The sequence below is a fragment of the Thalassobium sp. R2A62 genome (genome assembly GCF_000161835.1).
Lineage (GTDB): Bacteria > Pseudomonadota > Alphaproteobacteria > Rhodobacterales > Rhodobacteraceae > Thalassobium.
Window position 1 is genome coordinate 738,014 of record NZ_GG697169.2, and the last position, 17,717, is coordinate 755,730.

Annotated in this window: 15 protein-coding genes and 3 pseudogenes; 11 read left to right on the forward strand and 7 right to left on the reverse strand. The window is 57.0% G+C overall.

Features of this window, described 5'->3' with window-relative positions; genetic code table 11:
• Positions 1-36: 36 nt before the first annotated feature.
• From TR2A62_RS03675 to TR2A62_RS03720, 10 genes and pseudogenes are all read left to right on the forward strand, one after another.
• The gene (locus TR2A62_RS03675) at positions 37-996 is read left to right on the forward strand and encodes an ROK family protein (RefSeq protein ID WP_009158128.1); all 960 of its coding nucleotides are present in this window, start codon (positions 37-39) and stop codon (positions 994-996) included.
• 92 nt (positions 997-1,088) lie between these two features.
• A complete protein-coding gene (locus TR2A62_RS03680) occupies positions 1,089-1,394 on the forward strand; it encodes a lipid asymmetry maintenance protein MlaB (RefSeq protein WP_009160770.1) in 306 nt (101 codons plus the stop codon).
• Between the two features lie 11 nt (positions 1,395-1,405).
• Positions 1,406-1,771 carry a response regulator gene (locus TR2A62_RS03685; RefSeq protein ID WP_009160270.1) on the forward strand — a complete coding sequence of 122 codons (366 nt, stop codon included), beginning with the start codon at positions 1,406-1,408 and terminating at the stop codon, positions 1,769-1,771.
• A gap of 2 nt (positions 1,772-1,773) precedes the next feature.
• Entirely contained in the window at positions 1,774-2,106 is a 333-nt protein-coding gene (locus TR2A62_RS18980; RefSeq protein WP_009159227.1) for an Hpt domain-containing protein, read from the forward strand.
• A 33-nt stretch (positions 2,107-2,139) separates the two neighbouring features.
• Entirely contained in the window at positions 2,140-2,463 is a 324-nt protein-coding gene (locus TR2A62_RS18985) for an ATP-binding cassette domain-containing protein (protein WP_223296066.1), read from the forward strand.
• 54 nt (positions 2,464-2,517) lie between these two features.
• Positions 2,518-3,651: a CaiB/BaiF CoA-transferase family protein gene (locus TR2A62_RS03700; RefSeq protein ID WP_009157509.1), complete on the forward strand. Its 1,134-nt coding sequence runs from the start codon at positions 2,518-2,520 to the stop codon at positions 3,649-3,651.
• Positions 3,652-3,915: 264 nt separating this feature from the next.
• Entirely contained in the window at positions 3,916-4,302 is a 387-nt protein-coding gene (locus TR2A62_RS03705) for an NUDIX hydrolase (protein WP_009160779.1), read from the forward strand.
• Positions 4,303-4,384: 82 nt separating this feature from the next.
• Positions 4,385-5,869, forward strand: coding sequence for an inorganic phosphate transporter (locus TR2A62_RS03710; protein ID WP_009160013.1), 1,485 nt, complete (start codon positions 4,385-4,387; stop codon positions 5,867-5,869).
• Positions 5,870-6,192: 323 nt separating this feature from the next.
• Positions 6,193-7,188, forward strand: coding sequence for an arginase family protein (locus TR2A62_RS03715; RefSeq protein ID WP_009158951.1), 996 nt, complete (start codon positions 6,193-6,195; stop codon positions 7,186-7,188).
• Positions 7,188-7,466, forward strand: a pseudogene (locus TR2A62_RS03720) (arginase family protein); the annotation flags it as partial. The gene TR2A62_RS03715 and the pseudogene TR2A62_RS03720, both read left to right, overlap by 1 nt.
• A 463-nt stretch (positions 7,467-7,929) precedes the next feature.
• Here the strand turns inward: TR2A62_RS03720 and TR2A62_RS17980 are convergent.
• From TR2A62_RS17980 to TR2A62_RS03735, 3 genes and pseudogenes are all read right to left on the reverse strand, one after another.
• A pseudogene (locus tag TR2A62_RS17980) lies at positions 7,930-8,638 on the reverse strand (IS6 family transposase).
• 72 nt (positions 8,639-8,710) lie between these two features.
• Positions 8,711-8,938: pseudogene (locus TR2A62_RS03730) on the reverse strand (IS6 family transposase); the annotation flags it as partial.
• Positions 8,939-9,051: 113 nt separating this feature from the next.
• Entirely contained in the window at positions 9,052-10,215 is a 1,164-nt protein-coding gene (locus TR2A62_RS03735) for a BamA/TamA family outer membrane protein (protein ID WP_009158485.1), read from the reverse strand.
• Between the two features lie 126 nt (positions 10,216-10,341).
• Between TR2A62_RS03735 and TR2A62_RS03740 the strand changes: the two genes are divergently transcribed.
• Positions 10,342-11,094, forward strand: coding sequence for a hypothetical protein (locus TR2A62_RS03740; protein WP_009160599.1), 753 nt, complete (start codon positions 10,342-10,344; stop codon positions 11,092-11,094).
• Here TR2A62_RS03740 and TR2A62_RS03745 read toward each other — a convergent pair.
• Genes TR2A62_RS03745 through TR2A62_RS03760 form a run of 4 tightly spaced genes read right to left on the reverse strand, consistent with a single transcriptional unit; the run spans position 11,091 to position 17,692 of the window.
• The gene (locus TR2A62_RS03745; protein WP_040820154.1) at positions 11,091-11,831 is read right to left on the reverse strand and encodes an efflux RND transporter periplasmic adaptor subunit; all 741 of its coding nucleotides are present in this window, start codon (positions 11,829-11,831) and stop codon (positions 11,091-11,093) included. The genes TR2A62_RS03740 and TR2A62_RS03745 overlap by 4 nt on opposite strands.
• Positions 11,832-11,841: 10 nt before the next feature.
• Positions 11,842-13,767: a DEAD/DEAH box helicase gene (locus TR2A62_RS03750; protein WP_009159792.1), complete on the reverse strand. Its 1,926-nt coding sequence runs from the start codon at positions 13,765-13,767 to the stop codon at positions 11,842-11,844.
• Positions 13,764-15,881 carry a peptidase M50 gene (locus TR2A62_RS03755; protein WP_009160625.1) on the reverse strand — a complete coding sequence of 706 codons (2,118 nt, stop codon included), beginning with the start codon at positions 15,879-15,881 and terminating at the stop codon, positions 13,764-13,766. Before TR2A62_RS03755 ends, TR2A62_RS03750 begins: the two co-directional genes overlap by 4 nt.
• The gene (locus TR2A62_RS03760) at positions 15,881-17,692 is read right to left on the reverse strand and encodes an HlyD family efflux transporter periplasmic adaptor subunit (protein ID WP_009159327.1); all 1,812 of its coding nucleotides are present in this window, start codon (positions 17,690-17,692) and stop codon (positions 15,881-15,883) included. Before TR2A62_RS03760 ends, TR2A62_RS03755 begins: the two co-directional genes overlap by 1 nt.
• Between the last annotated feature and the right edge of the window lie 25 nt (positions 17,693-17,717).

Consider the following 17,717-nt stretch of genomic DNA (forward strand, 5'->3'; position numbering starts at 1 on the left):
TACCAACTGGCATTGCCGACGAAGGTCCAATTCAACATGAGCTATCCCTCAGACACCACCACATTGGTTGCGGATATCGGCGGCACAAACACGCGTGTCGCCCTAACCCGAGGCACCGATCTGCTGTCTGAAACCGTCAGCCGCTACCGTAATGCAGAGTTTGATAGCCTAACCCAAGTTTTGGAACAGTTCATCGCAGACCAAGGTGGCGTTGATCCAACAGCAGCCTGTGTTGCCGTTGCGGGCCCTGTTCATAATGGCACGGCAAAAATGACCAATCTTGATTGGGCCGTCGACGAGGCCACACTTGCACGCGCAACCCATGCAGAGACTGTAGCAATTCTGAACGATCTTCAGGCCCAAGGGCATGCATTGGGCCACCTGCCCGACAGTGCCCATGTAGAGATTGTCAAAGGCGCCAAATCCGACAGCAATCAACCTCAGTTGGTTGTGGGCATTGGAACCGGGTTCAACATTGCGCCTGTCCACAACACCCCGAATGGTCGGATCGTCACTGCGGCCGAAGCGGGCCATGCGGGCCTACCAGCTGTGACATCCCAAGACCGAGCATTGGCAGATTATGTCGCCCAAGAGTACGGGTTCGCCAGCATCGAAGATGTCTTGTCTGGTCGCGGCCTCAGCCATGTTTACGGCTTTCTAACGGACGGACGCGAGATGACCGGCCATGAGATTATGCAAGCGTGTGCTAACAACAGCGATCCTGCTGCTCGTGAAACTGTCAAACTCTGCACCCGCAAATTGGGTCAGGTGATTGGCGATCTCGCATTGGTACAGCTGCCCTTTGGCGGGATTTATCTGGTGGGTGGTGTTAGCTGCGCTCTGGGCCCGTATTTGACAGAATTCGGGATGGCCGACGCAATGGCTGACAAAGGCCGGTTCTCTGACTTTGTTGCTCAGTTCGGCGTGTATGTTGTCCAAGATGACTATGCGGCTTTGATCGGTTCGGCCCATTATCTGAATGCAGCGGGCGAATAGTTTCACAAAATCCTTACTGACGTAAAACTATCTTAAGACTTGAGCGGCTACCAAGGATCTAAGGGGAAAAGTTCCCTTGGATAAGAGGTGTTATGACGCAAGCTGTCGATGTGACAGGCCAGTTGGCCCTGCCGCCTGTGGTCGACCTAAGGAATGCTGACGCGACATGGAAAGCTTCGCAGCAGCTATGCGACGAAAATGCAGCCCAGCTGACGCTTGATGCAAGTGACCTTGCCGAAGTGACATCGATTGGCGTTCAGATTGTATTCGCGACAGCGGCTTATGCCGGCGCACGTGGGAAACAAGTTTTTCTGCGTCATGCCAACGACCCTATTCGTCAGGATCTCGCGCTGTTTGGTCTAACAGAATTATCGCCTGTCCCCTCCCTTAGTACGTAGGATTTGTAACAATGACACTTCAGGTTTTGGCTGTCGACGACAGCCGCACAATGCGCAATCTCATCGCGATCGCTCTTAGTGATGCAGGGTTCGAAGGGCATTTTGCAGATGACGGCGAACAAGCGCTCGAAGTTCTAGCAGGTATCGAACCCGACGCTATCATCACTGACATCAATATGCCCAAACTCGATGGGTTCGGCTTCATCAACGAGGTCCGAAAAAAAAAGGAACATGGTGCAACGCCGATATTGGTTCTGACGACAGAGAGCGCACCTGAGTTAAGGACGCGTGCGCGTACGGCCGGTGCGACAGGGTGGATCGTTAAACCATTCGAGCAACGTAAATTGGTACGCGCCCTACAGATGATCACGGGTTAACAATGGCACCACCCGACCCTCTTGCCGATGTCCACCAAGGGTTTCTTGTCGAATGTGACGATCTGCTTGAGATTATCCATGACGGTTTGATCGCGATCGAAGGTCACGTTTCAACACGTGACACGATCAACGATATGTTTCGCGCCGTTCATTCGATAAAAGAAGGTGCTGGCGCATTCAACTACGCCGGCATCGTTCGTTTTGCTCACGGGGTTGAAACCGCCTTAGAGGGGTATGTCCCACAGGGTCGCCGGCTCTTTTCCGAGCTGACGGTCGCGGAAAATATCGAAATCGGCATGATGGCTTATGGCGAAGGCCCGAATACACGCGATTGAGTGTTGGACATCTTCCCACGTTTGCGAGAACGTATGGGACAACGGGCCGAAACATTATCAGGCGGCGAACAACAGATGCTGGCCAAAGCACGCGCATTGTGTTTGCGTCCAAAGGTCCTGCTGCTGGACGAGCCGACAGAAGGGCTGCAACCCTCGATGATTGCGCAAATTCGGCAGGTCGTCGCACGGATGAAGAACGACGGCGTTGCGGTGATCCTCGTTGAACAACGGATAAAAGCCGTTCTGGAACTTACGGATCACGCGGTGTTTATTGAGAACGGAAAGACCATTCAAACCATGGATCGCGCCGAATTGGCCAATGATCCGGCTGTCTTAAACCAACATTTAGGAGTGTAGATCAATGATGTCACACCTGCACGCTTGTTCTTTTTCAACATCTGGATCTAGATTATGACTGCGCCGCTCGAAGGCCTCAAGGTGGTCGAACTTGCTCGGATTTTGGCGGGACCTTGGATCGGTCAGACGCTCGCGGATCTTGGCGCTGAAGTCGTAAAAGTCGAATCCCCTAACGGCGACGACACCAGAACATGGGGGCCCCCCTTTGTGACGCGCACTGCCCCTGATGGGACTACCGAAACCACTGCCGCTTATTTTCATTCCGCCAATCGCGGCAAGACGAGCATCACAATTGATCTGACCAACGCCGACGATTTGGCCAAATTGCGCGATTTGATCGCCGAGGCTGATGTTTTTATCGAGAATTTCAAAGTCGGCGGGCTGGAAAAATACGAGCTAGATTATGAAACGGTTTCGAGTCGTCATCCCAGATTGATTTACTGCAGCGTCACTGGGTTTGGGCAAACGGGCCCCTTTGCCCATCGTGCTGGCTATGATTTCTTGATCCAAGGCATGAGCGGGATCATGGATCTAACGGGCGCACCAGACGGCGAGCCCCAAAAGATCGGCGTCGCGTTTACCGACATCTTTACCGGCCTATACGGTGTGATTGGGATCCAAGCGGCCCTCGTCGACCGCGACAGGTCTGGCCTAGGTCAGCATATTGATATGTCTTTGATGGACAGCATGACCGCCGTGCTCGCCAACCAAGCGCAAAACTACTTTGCTACAGGACAGGCTCCTACACGGCTAGGAAATGCGCATCCCAATATCGCGCCCTATCAGGTGCTAACATGTGCAGACGGCCATGTGATCATTGCATGCGGCAATGACAGACAGTTTGCTGCCCTGATGCAGTTTCTGGGGCTCACAGTACCCTCAGAATTTGAAACCAACGCCCTGCGCGTCGAGAATCGTGATGAATTGACCGAAGTTCTGACGGCGAAACTCTCAAATCTATCACAGTCAGAGGTGATTTCAGGGTTAGAAGGCGTTTCGGTGCCCGCAGGCCCCATCAACACAGTTGAGCAGGCTTTGAACCATCCGCAAATCAAACATCGCAGCTTGGTCGTCAAGCCGGACGGCATTCAAGGCCTCAGAACCCCTATCGCATTTTCGCGCAGCACGCTCAAAACAGACAAACCCGCGCCAGTGCATCAATCGAAACGGCCAAAGAACCAAGGGTAATGCGCCAAAGCGTTAACTCTGATGCTCGAGCATGCTCGCGTTGCCTCTAGCTGAAATCTGACCAGTCAAATTCGGCAATTTAGCCGACTTTCGGATCATGGGCTTTGCGGCCCAAACCGCAGCAATTTGAATCTCAGTACGAATTGGATTATCGTGGCTTCAATAAAAAATAAAATCTTGAGCGGTTTCAATATGCTATCCCTACCCACGTCAACTTTTGGCGCATTTCTCACGCTGTTCATTCGGCGGCCAAGGCGTCTTCAAATGGCGGCGCTGTGCCATCGCGGCCAAGGCGACGCAAAAGAATACCTGTTGGTGACCAGTCGCGATACTGGCCGCTGGATTATTCCCAAAGGCTGGCCCATTCGGGGCCTATCATCGAACGAAACGGCCCTGCAAGAAGCGTGGGAAGAAGCCGGCGTTACCAAGGGCCGAGCCTCTGAACGGCCCATCGGCATGTACACCTACCAAAAACGTCGCGATACTGGCCTATGTATCCCAGTGGAAACACTGGTTTATTCTGTGTCAGTTGCCGAAGTTGCGGATGAGTTTCCCGAGGTCGAAGAACGTACCCGTAAATGGGTTAACGCCGCCGACGCCGCAGAGATGGTACAAGAACCTGAACTCAAGGCGATTTTGCGCGACCAATAACCCCTTATTTGGATCACTGAAACCTTGCGGCGTTGGACCAGAAACCGCTAAGGGTTTCGAGCAAACTTAGGGGGGACACCAAATGCCAGAGAATCAAAACGATCCACGCCACCTAGAAACCTTGGACCGTGACTTAGCACGCTTTTCAAACCTCGAGGCTGCGACCAGTATGGTCGGTCGCCCGATGGTCGGCGTTGGTGTGTCATTTATTTTTGTCGTGATGGCTGGCCTCGCGGCCATGCTATTCTTCGGTCAAGCATCGAATTCATACATCGTCATCATTGCGGCCGGTCTGGGTGCCTACATGGCGCTGAACATCGGCGCGAACGATGTCGCCAACAATATGGGCCCTGCTGTAGGCGCCAATGCGCTCTCCATGGGGGGCGCGATCGCAATCGCCGTCGTCTTTGAGAGTGCGGGTGCTCTCATCGCGGGCGGGGATGTGGTTTCCACCATCGCCAAAGGCATCATTGAGCCAGAACGCATCGGTACCGCTGACGTGTTTGTTTGGGCCATGATGTCGGCACTGTTGTCCGCAGCCCTTTGGGTCAATCTCGCCACTTGGGTTGGCGCGCCTGTCTCGACCACCCACTCGGTGGTTGGTGGCGTGATGGGTGCCGGCATCGCCGCTGCGGGCTTCTCGGCAGTGTCATGGGGCACAATGTCTAGCATCGCAGCGTCCTGGGTCATCTCCCCTGTTTTGGGTGGCGCGATCGCGGCGTTCTTCTTGTTCGTGATCAAGTCCCGCATCATTTACCAAGACGACAAGATCACAGCAGCTCGCAAATGGGTTCCGATCTTGGTCGGTATTATGGCCGGTGCATTCGGTGCTTATCTGGCGCTGAAAGGTCTCAAGAAAATCATCAAGATTGATATGCCAATAGCGTTGTTGATCGGTCTTGCGATCGCGGTCATCGCATGGTTGATCATGATCCCAGTGACCAAGAAGCAATCCATTGGCTTGGAGAACCGGAACAAATCTCTCAAGGTTCTCTTTGGCATTCCACTGGTTGTATCAGCCGCTTTGCTCAGCTTTGCGCATGGTGCGAACGATGTGGCAAATGCAGTGGGTCCGTTGGCCGCAATTGTTGACGTTTCGCAATCCGGTGACTTCACTTCGGCCTTTAGCATTCCATTGTGGGTTATGATTATTGGTGCGTTCGGTATCTCCTTTGGCCTGTTTCTGTTTGGCCCAAAATTGATCCGAATGGTCGGCAACCAGATTACCAAGCTGAACCCGATGCGCGCCTATTGTGTGGCGTTGTCTGCAGCGATCACTGTGATCTTTGCCAGCTGGCTCGGCCTTCCGGTCTCGTCGACCCACATCGCTGTTGGTGCCGTGTTTGGCGTTGGCTTCTTTCGCGAGTGGGATGCAGAGCGTCGCCTCCGTAAGGCACGTGTGGCAATGCCAGATCGCCCACAATATGCGCCAGAGGAACGTCGCCGTCGCAAGCTGGTCCGCCGCTCGCACTTTATGACAATTATTGCGGCTTGGATCATTACGGTCCCTGCAGCCGCGATCATGTCAGGTGTGATCTTCTTCCTGATCAGCTCTTTCGTTTCCTAGGTCAAAACAGCGTTCTCCCACAGCCCTTCCAATAGGGTTGCGAGAGAACACGACCTACCACACCGACACAAATTCTCCGTTCCAGTACAATTGGTCTGAACCATGAGACAACAAAAATCCGTCCCTTTGGGGGTGTTTTTTCATAGGTGGGCTCCCACAAAACCCTCTACCATTGTTTCTGATCCTCGCCCGTCTTGCGATCTCGCAATGGGCCATGATGATTGACCGAATAGCGCGGGGCAGGTACCGAAAAAGGTAACAGCAGCGGTTCGGCGTCAATTCAACAGCAAAACCGCCGCGAAAACTAAGCGGAGGAAGCAGCCATGTCCGATCCACATCTGAATTCCATGATGGAGAACCTCTATTGGTGGGGCATCCCCACCTTATTCCGATGCCCCAATAAACCGGCAACGGGCCATGACATTGCGTTGGTTGGCGTGCCTCACTCCACCGGAAATGGGACCACCGAACGCGACCAGCATCTGGGACCACGCGCGCTCAGAAATGTGTCATCTGTCCAGAGACGCATGCACAGCGGGTTCCAGCTAGATCCATGGAGTGCGGCGAGCGTCGTGGACGTAGGCGACGTGCCGTTTCCAAAAGCCAACGATAACGAAGATTGCATCGAGCAAATCACACGGCTTTACCGCGAGATCGACGCAGCTGGTGCACACCCGATTTCCGTCGGTGGGGATCATTCCATCACAGGCGGGATCGTTCAGGCATTGGGATGTGGAAATGTGACCGGTGGTGAACCTGTCTGCTTTTTGCATCTCGACGCTCATACAGATGTCTTTACCAAGGTCGATCACTTCCTAGGGGCCAAGAAATCCGCAGCCCACTGGGGGGCCTATCTCGCCGATCAGGGCAAGGTCGACCCAACACATTCAATGCAGATCGGATTGCGCGGCCATGCGCGGACATTAGATTGGCTGCAACCGTCCTATGACTATGGCTACAACGTCGTCACGATGAAAGAGTTCATACAGCGCGGACTAGCGGATGTTGTGGCGCAGATCGCCGAGACACTGGCAGGGCGACCTGTCTACATCACGTTTGATCTCGATTGTCTCGATCCCACGATCGCACCAGGTGTGTCCAACATCGAAGCTGGCGAAAAAGGCTTTGATATTGACGAGGCGATTGGCCTGCTACACGCTGTACGTGGATTGAACATCGTCGGTGGCGACATTGTTTGCATGATGCCAACCAAGGACAGTCCCAACCAAATCACAGCCCTGACAGCTGGTGCTGTTATGTTCGAGATGATCTCGATGGTTGCCGAGAATGTATCAAAGACCCCCAGGGAGATCGCGTGATGGAAACCGTTTCTGCTGAATTCTTTCGACAGGTTTCTAGAATGGATTTGCCACGCTTTGCCGGTGTGCCGACATTCATGCGCCTGCCGCATGTGACCCCTGACCACCCTGCGTACGAACAGGTGCAGATGGGGCTTGTGGGCGTGCCTTGGGATGCTGGCACCACCAACCGACCTGGCCCCCGTCACGGCCCGCGACAGGTACGCAACCTGTCGACCATGATCCGCGCGGGCAACCCCGTGACTGGCGTGAACCCCTTTGATTTGGTCAATTGCGCAGTTAAGCAGCAGTAGCTGCTTACGGGCTTGCAAGGGCAGCCATATTGCTTTCCTCGCCATTCACATGGGTCGTAACAAACGGTACCTTATCTATCTCGGGGCAAACAAACCTCGGCGCTCAAGATTTATAGCGATAAATTCTATCCTGCAGGGCGTCACGACCTAGCAACAGTCTTCCTTCAGCGCTGCTTGGATCAGTGCGTAAGAGGTGGCTCAGCAAGCATAGTGCTTCCACAAAATTGGCTTTTTCTCAGAAGATACGAAGAACTGCGAATAAAAACGCTGACCGAGGAAGAATACAATTTAGTAGCAAAGTTGGGCGAAGGTGGGTTTGAGTCCTCCGCCGCTGCCGGTGCATTTTTGGCCATGATCACCTTAAGTGCCAAAGTCAAAAGCTTAGAACTTCAACTGGTGATGTCAGACGGATGCGAACCAGTCTCTGCAAGGACAATGAGCCTGTCCCTTATGCTGCACCGAGTTGGCGCCACTCGGAAAGAGCAGCGGTTCGGTTGAGCTTGAAATTGGCGCGTGAGTAAATGGGGCGCTCCAGGTTGAAATGGTTATAGACGGAGGCGTGAACAGCGGAAAATTTCTGCAAACTTCCCATATTACGGAAACCCAACATCGCCCGTTCTCGTCGTCGAAATGGCTGTTGTGAATTCTCGCCTCGATTGTTCAACCAACGGCCAGTTTCCTGTTTCTTCGAATTGCCAATAATCTCCATTGCAGCGCCATAGGACCTAAGTTTGTCCGTCACGATGACATGCGGATTCCCATAGCGTTTCATTGTTTTCTTAAAGAATTTCAATGCCGCCTTGCGATCACGGCGTTTTGTGGCAAAGGTTTCCAGCACCTCGCCTTCATGATCGACCGCACGCCAAAGGTAATGAATCTCTCCATTTATTTTCACAAAAAACCTCGTCCAAATGCCATTGCCAGTTGGAATGGGCGTGCTTCCGCTGGATACCTTTCTTGCGGATCTCGGCTGCGAAAATAGGGCCAAACCGATTCCACCAAAACCGCACCGTCTCGTGACTGATAACGATCCCTCGCTCGTGCAGCAGGTCTTCAACATTTCGAAGGGAAAGTGGAAATCGCACATACATCATCACTGCCAGGCGGATGATTTCAGGAGACGTCTTAAAGTAGCGAAAGGGCGAAGGTTTTGTCATCCGCAATCGCTACGAAACCCACCTGCCCTGTTCAAGTCAGTTTCCTCTGACACTGCCCCACTGCCAGTTTTAGTATACGCGCATCCGGCTGACACGGTTTCTGCAGATCACGGCAGCGAAGATCGGACCGAACCTGTTCCACCAGAAACGGACAGTTTCGTGACTGATTTCGATGCCCCGTTCGTGCAGCAAGTCTTCGACATTGCGCAGCAATAATGGAAACCAAACGTAAAGCATCACCGCCAAACGAATGATCTCAGACGACGTCTTGAAGTAGCGGAAAGGGCTGTGTTTGGTCATCTGGCGATGCTAGGTCGCCACCCTGCCCATCTCAAGTCAGTTTCCTCTGACAATGCCCTCATCAAGAGTGCCTTAGCAACGCAGCTGCGGCCGAGTGGTCTTGGACGCCCCACTCAGAAACTATGGCTGAATGTCAGTCCGAACGTCTGCGTGCGATCATAGTCCTCGTCCACCACAGGATGAGCCACATACATTTGGATTGGTCCAAGCCCCGTGGCGATCCGCAGCGTCAGTCCGACGGACGCGCGCAAATTGGAGCCTTCGTCCACCGGGGTCGCGCCAGCAACGCCGCCAGCCGCATTATCGAGACCCCACAAGCTGCCGACATCCATAAACACACCAGGCGTCAGACGTTCAGCACCATCACCCATTATATTCGGGAACTGCGCATCAAACCGCGTGATCCCGTAGTAATTTCCGCCTAAAGCAGGAGTGTTGGCAACAGCAAGATCTCGCGGACCGAAGCCGCCGAATTCAAACCCGCGAACTGAGGCCTGCCCTAGCATGAAACGGTCGCCGATGCTGCTGTTTCCCGACAAGCTTTTCAAGGCGCCGACGCGCAGTTGACTGCGGAACACAACGTTGCCCCCGCCAAAAACATGGATCGCGTCAGCTCTGGCCGTCAGGCGCAGAAAATCGTGATCGCGCGACGTCGATCCAACTTCGGCCCCGAACTGTAAGCGCGCATTGCGCATGGCGGCGCCCGCGATGCCCGGAAACCGATAGTCGAAACCAATACCTACCGCACCAGCCGTCTGGTTGCCTTCGTCAATACGAAGCAGGTTTGAACTTGTGGCTGAAACGTTTTGTATCTCATTCGATGCGTAGTAGATGTAGGCCGAAGTCGTGAAAGTCGGCGACATGCGCCATGTCAGGCGCGGCTCAATTCGCATGGCCGTTGCGTCAAAGCCATAAATACTGCCCGCGCGGCTGTCGGCCTGCAAAACCCGCAGGCCAAAGGTCGGTAAGGCCCCAAAAATCGCGTCGTTGTTATAAAGAAAGCTGATTCGTGTTCCACCTTCCTGCGCTTCCAAATTAAAGCGCAGCGTTTGGTCACGCCCAAAAAGCCGGTCCGTTCCGAACCCCAGACCAACAACCGGACCTGCATCAGAATTGTACGCAAGCCTCGCCGACAATTGCGCGATCGGCTTTTCATTCAAAGTGTTCGTTCGAGCAGCAGCTATCGGTTCTTCGATGTCTGTAGGCGACTGCGCCTCCGCCGCAGAGATGCCTAAGTTGCACGCGGCTGCTACTAAGCAGAAAAGAAACTTGTACATGACAGCCCCAATAATTTGCTCTAGCCTTGTTTTGTAGTCGCGCCAAGAGTTTAACCCAAGTCGCTAATAGTCTAAAATATCAACTGTGTCTTTTTGCCCATGGGCGGAACCCGAATGACTTTAACTATGATCGACGCCGACGAAGCCCTGTTCAAACTGGCGCATTTGGCTGATGCCTGCGAACAGTCCTGGTCACTTACGGCCGATGAAGTGGAAGAGCGGGTGCTGTTTTTCTGTGATGCTAGCGTCGAGGCCGCCCAAAACATCGCCCGAGCTGCCAAAAGGCTTGCCATGGATGACAATCTGTTGGCGGATTGGTCGCTGGCAATGCGCGCCGCCGATGCCATCGGTATGGCGCTCCGGTGCGACAGAAAATCCGTTCGGCTGTACACCCAGTACTGGGAGGCAATTGTGGACCGGGTCAAAAGTGGCATCCACACCCCATACCCTTTGTACTGCGGGTTTAAATCCCTGCCCGGCGGTGTCGTACGGCGCGACGAATACATTGCATTTCCTGCGGCCCAATCGGCGCTGTTCTGGCCGCCGATGGCCAAGAGTTTTGCCGAGTTCGGGCTTGACGAGAGCGAGGGCGAGCGCGTGTTCAGCGGCCTTTCGGCGTCGAATGCGATTTTCACACTTACATCGGGAAATGGGCGGAAATCATGGCTGACGACCGTGCGTCGCGCAGATATCAACCGGGTTGAACTTGCCAAATGGCTGGCTCCGCTCGCGGATCGCCCGGGAGGCGCGGCCATACTGGAGGCCGCACGGAGCAATAGTTTGGTACACTTGGCGGGCGGCACGGACGACGTGAAGGGCGCTTTTCTAACAGTTTACTTTGAAATCGACGTCGAAACCCTGCTGTCTCGCCTGTCTTAGTTCAAGACCGCGCAAGACGTGCCAGCGGGCAGGGATAGATCGGTGTTCTCGATCTCGGCTAAGACGGTGAAGGAATTCGATGTTGCGTCGATGAACGGATCAATTGCTGTGACCACGGCTTCGACTTCGGCATCCGCCATTTCGACGTGTACCATAAGGGTGTCGCCGAGAGATACCAGCCCAAACGCACCGGCTAGATAGACAAGTTCAGCGCGCAAAGTGCTGACTTCGATGAGCTGCAGCAAAGGGTCCGGACCGATCAATTCGCCAACTGAGACGCCAATATTCGACACGTAGCCCGCAAACGGCGCGCGGATCGTGGCGCGGCTCAACTCCATCTGGGCGCGGGCTTCGTTGGCCAGCGCCAGTTGCAGATCGGTGCGCAGGGCGCCGATTTCGTCACGCGATATCAAGTTGCGACTGAGCAAGCCTTCGCTGCGCCCGAGGCGTTCTTCCAGCGCCGCGATGCTGATCCGCGCGACGCGAAGGTCAGCCTCGGCAATCTCGGCGTCGATCCGTACCAGCGGAGCATCTTGTTCAACAAAATCAGCGCGCCTGACATCGACCGCCCGGACGATGCCGACGCGGTCACTGCCGATGTCGCTGGTGCGCGCGGGCACCAGAAGGCACGTCAGCGGCTGCAGCGACTGGGCCTGCGCAGGGCGCGCGCCCGCCAGCCAGCCGCCTTGTGCCACCAGTATGGCCAGCATACACGGCCCGATAAAACGTCTGATCATGATACCACCCCTAGCGATAGCCAAGACGCTTGCTCATGTCCTGCTCCCGAAGCAGGGTCTTGCGCCTCAGCGTTCGTGCCCGACAATCACGGTCCGCGTGGATTTGAGCAAGGCAAAATGTGGGGGAAAGCCTGCGTCGTAGTATCCAGGTCACAACCGTCCGCCAGATTGAAAAGGCACCTTCGACCAACCCGCGATCCTGCAGGCTGATCATCCGGTCATAGCTGCCGGGGTCGCCTTGCCGCGCGGCGCGGCCGTAAAGCTGACGTTCCAACCGACCCGACGCCATCACTGACGCGATGATCACGTGCAACCCACCCGCATCCCGCACATCCGCATCAAGCGTGATATCGGTGCCGCGCCCGGCAAGGTGGGTTGCAATCGTGATGCGGCCGCGACGACCAGCTTCGGCGACCAGATCGGCCTCCTGCGCTTCAGTCAGGGCGTCCAGCACTGCGACGTCCCGGCCCAATTCGACGAAGACCGCCTTCAGGGCCATGGATTCTGCTACGTCATTAAGTCCGATCAGCACGGCGCGCGTTTGAGCCACGTCAATCGCACGCGCGGCAACGGCGCGCCAGCGGTCATCGGCGGTGCGAAACAGCCTCAACCCATAAGATACCATCCGCGACGGCGCATGGGGCGCGACCCGTTTCACCCCAAGCTGATAGATCGCCCAAAATTCGCTTCGGCATTCATGGGCAGTTCCAGTCAGGCCGGACAACACACGGTATTGCCGAAAATACGTCTGCTGCGTGATCTGACCAACAGTGCGCGTTTCAGCCGTGGGATCGACGCCGACGACCATTTCAACCATCTGCTGCAGACCGTAATCCCATTTGCGATCCGGCATCAGCCGTCCGGTCGCCTGATCGACCATCACGACCTCGCCTTCGACCACGATATAGGCGACGCCTTCGATGAAGCCGTAGACGGCCGTCATGCCCATTTCGGCCAGGTCCACGATGTCCGATGTACCGGCCAGCGGATGGCGCCAGGTTGCGGCGGCGGCTTCCAGCCGTTCGGTGCCGTTTGGGGTCAGCCGCCAATTACCCTGACGGTCGCGCACCCGGTCGTCTTCGGGCACCATCGCGCGGGCAAACGCAATCAGGTTGCGAAACAAGACCAGATCCACCGCCGGGAGGCGATCTGCGGGTTCCGACAAGATCATCGGTACCGTTGCATCGTCGATCAGGACGCTGTCGACCTCATCCACGATGGCAAGCGCCTGACCGGTTTGGCGCGGGCGCGCTGCATCTTGCCGGCTACGCGCCTCACGCTTGTCGCGCAGGTGATCAAAGACAAAGGTTTTGTTGGTTCCGTAAAGGATATCATGGTCATAGGCGCGGCGCTTGTCATCGTCGCTGTCGGTTTGCAGCACCACGGCAGAGCTTAGGCCAAGCCGCGCGGCCAGCGGGGCGATCAGATCATGGTCACGTTCCGCAAGGTAGTCATTCACCGTGACGACATGCACCGACACCCCTACACTGGCGGCCACCAACGCGGCCAGGGCAGCGGCAAGCGTCTTGCCTTCGCCGGTGCGCAATTCTACACAATCGCCGTTCAGCAAAAGCACCGCGCATTCGATCTGGTTTCCGCGCAGCGACAGGCCGGTTTCGCGGCGGATGACCTCAAGCACGGCGGCAAATCGTGCGGCTCCTTGCGTTGCGTCCAGCAGATGTTCGGCCCTGAGCGGAACACGCAACGCCGCGGTCAGATCAGCTTCGGACATGCCGGGCATTCTTGCCTGTTCGGTCGCGATTGCACCGCGCAATGCCACCAACCGGTCGGACCCGCGCGCCACGCGCCACAGCGCCCATTCATCGGCGAACAGCCGGATCCGCGAAAGGGGCGGAACCTCGCGCCGGACAGGGCGGCGGCGCGACCGGGCAAAGGCCTTGAGGATCGGCCGCTGACCAATCGCGGCCAGCGTCATAGCCGCGTGACCCGCAGGAACAGCCGCTGGACGTGAAACACCATCTGTTCTAGCGCGGTGGCGCTCCCCAGATCGATCCGCGCAACAACCCGCGCGCCCGCCCAGGCCGACAGATCGCCCTGTGGCGCGGCCCAGACGATATAGCTGGTATCAAGCGCCATGCCGGGACGGTCGGGCTGTTCGGGCACCGGCCCGCCCGCTGACACCAACAATTCCGGCGGAACCTGCTGGCCGACATCAACCACGCGACTGCGCGCGACCGGGCGCGCGAATTCATCCCCGTTGGGCAGTAACATCAATAGCGTTGGGTCTTCATCGATCCGACCAGAATACGCCGCGGGAAACGCAGTCACGACCTGGAGTGCGTCGGGGTTGATGATGTACCCAAGCCGGTCTCCGCGATACGCGAAGGCGCCGGGCGGCGGCGGGCGCCCGCCCTGCCAACTGATCCGGCCCGAAATTGGTGCACGCACATCCAGCGCCTGTTCCAAATCCTCGGCATTGGCCAGCGCCGTGCGCGCGACCTCAAGCTCGCGTTCAGCACGCTGGCGTTCTGGTACCGTCAGGCCGCTGCGCGACAACGCTTCTTGCAGAAACGTCACGTTCATATCCATCGCCAGCCGCCGTGCGGTCTGCGATGCGTTGTCCAGCCGCATGATCTGCATACCGGCGGTGATTTCCATGCCGTCCACGATATTGGTCGCAGCAATCTGCCCCGAGGTTTCAACGGACACTTCCGCACTTGCGAGGGGTACGATACGGCCTTCGCCTTGCGCAGAAAACGGCAGCGGCACCAGAGTTGTCAGTCCAACTAGCAAAGCCAGAAACACCGTCAGCCGCACCAGCACACGGCGCGCCCGATTCTGCGACTTGGTCATCCGAAACCCCTTCTTGAACACTTTCACCAGCGGCCATATCACGCCTATAATAACAACCCATGCCGCTAAAAGAACGCCAAAAACAAAAAACCAGGTCGATACGAGAAGTGCGATCGTTAGCGTCAGGAGCATCCGGTAAGACAGCGCAAGCGTTCCGTATGTGCCCAGTATCCGCGCCTCGCCCTGGCGGGGGTCGACGTCGGACCGCAGGCCCAGAATGCGCGACAAGAACCGGTCTTGCAGGTATTCGCCCGACCGTTGCGCAAGGTTGGGCATTTCGAGGTAATCGGCGAGTACAAAGTAGGCATCAAATTTCAGAAGTGGGTTGCCATTGAACAAAATTGTGGAAATCGATCCGATCAGCACAAAATTGAACAGAAGCGCGCGTTCGACGCCGGGTTCAATCTGTAGCCAAAGCATCAGGGCGATCGACGCGATGAACAGTTCCGACAAGATGCCAGCCGCCCCCACCAGCATTCGCGCGCGTTTGTCCGGCAGGGCCGTCGCCTCGGACGCCTCCACGTAAGGTACCGGGAAGAATAGCAAAAGCATGATGCCAAATTCGCGCACCTGGCCGCCGAACCGGTAAAGCGCGTAACAATGCGACAGCTCGTGTAGGCCTTTCATAATCGGATAGGCCAACGCCAGGCCCAGGAGGCCACTTTGCGACAGTATCGTCTGATCTGCCGATTGGGACAGCGCCTCCCAGTTCATGACTGCCAACACAAGCGCACTGAGCAATACTGCTGCAACGACCAAACCGCCAAAAGGCGTGAACATCATGCCGACCAGCGGATATGTCTTTCGCACCAGCCAACTGGGATCAAAGAGCTTGATCTTGATCGCAAGCGGGCTGGCAAACCGCTGCTCCATCGTGGAGGATCGGCGCTTGTTGGTTCTGTCGCTCAGGTAGATCGGATCAAGTTCATGATCCGACAGGATCAGGCCCGTTCCCACCAATTGCATTACCCATTCCACCAATTCGCCCTGACTGGGCGCAATGGCCGGACGGCGCATCAGATGTTCCCAGATGTCATTAAGCGTCCTGCGACCATCGAACAGCTGCCACAGTTCCTGTGCGCGTTCGGTCAGGCGCAGGTTATGGCCCGTGACACGGTCGCACAGAACCACGAAGGCTTCGCCACGAAACATCTGGTGCGATGTGCCGATCGCCGCACGGCGGCGAAATTTCTGATCACTCAGCAGATGCCAGTCAGGATGCCTAAGCGCACTCACTAGCTCCACCGCCACAGCGTACGGCGCAGCCAGCGCATCGCGCCACGCGTGTAGGCCGCCAGCATGTTGGTTTCACCGCCGTCGATCCGAACTACACCGCGCATCCCGTCCAAAAGCGCAACGTGTGGGACATCAGCAAAATCCATCCATGCGGAGAAGGAATTCACCCCATCGCGCATTTGGGGGTCGGTCGTGATGCTAAGCAACGTCACATCGACGGGTGTGTTCGGAAACGCTGTCAGCAACAAAGTGCCGGCGCCTCCCGGATCCAAATCCGCAACCCAGTCCTCATCGATAAACGCCAGAACGCGGAACGTATCAGGAGATGCCAATTCCAGAAGCGCCTCGCCCAATCGGACCCGCCCACCGACCCGGCGCCATGCATCCCCGCCAACAACGGCAGCCGTTTCGGTGACCTCGAACCGGGCCAGATCAAGCTGCCGTCGCAGCAGTTCTTGCCGCACTTCGACCTGACGACGCTGTGCCTCGAGCGACTGGACACGGGACGTGTCACGCTGGGCGCGCGCAGTCTGGATCTCGGCCTCGATCTCTGCCAACTCGGAGTCGGCCTGCGCTGTCTGCAGCACCAGATCGCTGTCTTCCATTGCCACGATGATCGCGCCGGGCGCGATGACATCGCCAAGCTGATAGGGCGCTTCTGCAAGAAAGCCGTCATAGGGCGCCGATATGACCCGCCGGTCCTGAGCTTCGATCCGGGCCGTGAAGCTCGGTTCAAACCGGGTGGGCACGAGGGCGAGAACCGTCACAATGACAGTCGCAATCACGATGAAAAGCTTGAGCTTCCAAGCCGTTGCACCAAACACTCCACGAAAACTGGCCCAAATCCAGTTGCCCATCCGCCGCAGGATCGAAGGATAGGAACGCGCCTGGATCGTCAAAGATTCGCCCAGAACCTGCGCCACAAGATCGGCGGCTTCCATATGCAGCGGCCCGGCGGTGGACGCAGACGACCACACGGCGATTACCACCGCTTCGGCTTCGTCGCCGCTATAGATCGGCATCGACAGCCCGCGCTGCCCGCCAAGCAGTTCGACCCGCGCCAGCGCGTCTTCGCGGGCGGATTGTTCAGTGGGATCGGGCAGGGCGTCTTCTTCGGGGTCGGGCATGTCGGGGTTTGCGGCGGGTTCGGGCGCAATGATCTGCGGGCCGCGGGCGCGCACCGCATAATCGGCCAGCGCTTCGATCTGGCTGCGGGCTTCGCTGTTGCGTTCGATCATACCGCCGCCCGACAATGCGACCAGCTTCGGCTTGCCTTTCTTGACCCAAGTCACGGCGATCAGGTCGGGCGCCAGGGCGCGTTCCAGCCGGGCGATCCACTGGTCGGCCAATTGCCGACGGCTGCGCGCGCGCGCGGCATCCAGCAGGACTTGCGATCCGATTTCCGCGCTCAGCGCCACATCGCCGATTTCTTCGGTGCGATCGGACAGCGCAGCCAGCATCAGCCAGCCGACCTTGGCCTCGATCACGGAAAGCTGTGACTGCAGCTCGCTGGAGTTCAGCCCCTCAAGCCGCAAGAGCAGCACCATATCCAGCCCCGGCCCACCCAACATGTAGCTGGCCGACCAGCCCATATCGGTGCCTTCGATCGCTTCCACCGCGCCACCCGCTGCGGGGTCAAAGGCCTGCAACGTGGCATCCACGCGTTCGGGCAGGGTCTGCCCAAGTCGCGACGCCTCGCGCCACATTTCACCCTCGCGCAGAAACGCGTTGATCCCTTTGAGGCCGCGGACGCCACCAAGGTGGCGCCCCAAAGCTTTCTGGAACAGCGGAAACGGAAGGTTTGCGGTCATCATCGGCCTTCAGTGCGTTGGACGG

What these genes read in the sequence shown, in the direction of transcription:
- TR2A62_RS03675 (WP_009158128.1), top strand. Translation starts at nt 37, where the DNA reads ATGAGCTATCCCTCAGACACCACCACATTGGTTGCGGATATCGGCGGC.
- TR2A62_RS03680 (WP_009160770.1), top strand. Translation starts at nt 1,089, where the DNA reads ATGACGCAAGCTGTCGATGTGACAGGCCAGTTGGCCCTGCCGCCTGTG.
- TR2A62_RS03685 (WP_009160270.1), top strand. Translation starts at nt 1,406, where the DNA reads ATGACACTTCAGGTTTTGGCTGTCGACGACAGCCGCACAATGCGCAAT.
- TR2A62_RS18980 (WP_009159227.1), top strand. Translation starts at nt 1,774, where the DNA reads ATGGCACCACCCGACCCTCTTGCCGATGTCCACCAAGGGTTTCTTGTC.
- TR2A62_RS18985 (WP_223296066.1), top strand. Translation starts at nt 2,140, where the DNA reads ATGGGACAACGGGCCGAAACATTATCAGGCGGCGAACAACAGATGCTG.
- TR2A62_RS03700 (WP_009157509.1), top strand. Translation starts at nt 2,518, where the DNA reads ATGACTGCGCCGCTCGAAGGCCTCAAGGTGGTCGAACTTGCTCGGATT.
- TR2A62_RS03705 (WP_009160779.1), top strand. Translation starts at nt 3,916, where the DNA reads ATGGCGGCGCTGTGCCATCGCGGCCAAGGCGACGCAAAAGAATACCTG.
- TR2A62_RS03710 (WP_009160013.1), top strand. Translation starts at nt 4,385, where the DNA reads ATGCCAGAGAATCAAAACGATCCACGCCACCTAGAAACCTTGGACCGT.
- TR2A62_RS03715 (WP_009158951.1), top strand. Translation starts at nt 6,193, where the DNA reads ATGTCCGATCCACATCTGAATTCCATGATGGAGAACCTCTATTGGTGG.
- TR2A62_RS03735 (WP_009158485.1), bottom strand. Translation starts at nt 10,215, where the DNA reads ATGTACAAGTTTCTTTTCTGCTTAGTAGCAGCCGCGTGCAACTTAGGC.
- TR2A62_RS03740 (WP_009160599.1), top strand. Translation starts at nt 10,342, where the DNA reads ATGATCGACGCCGACGAAGCCCTGTTCAAACTGGCGCATTTGGCTGAT.
- TR2A62_RS03745 (WP_040820154.1), bottom strand. Translation starts at nt 11,831, where the DNA reads ATGATCAGACGTTTTATCGGGCCGTGTATGCTGGCCATACTGGTGGCA.
- TR2A62_RS03750 (WP_009159792.1), bottom strand. Translation starts at nt 13,767, where the DNA reads ATGACGCTGGCCGCGATTGGTCAGCGGCCGATCCTCAAGGCCTTTGCC.
- TR2A62_RS03760 (WP_009159327.1), bottom strand. Translation starts at nt 17,692, where the DNA reads ATGACCGCAAACCTTCCGTTTCCGCTGTTCCAGAAAGCTTTGGGGCGC.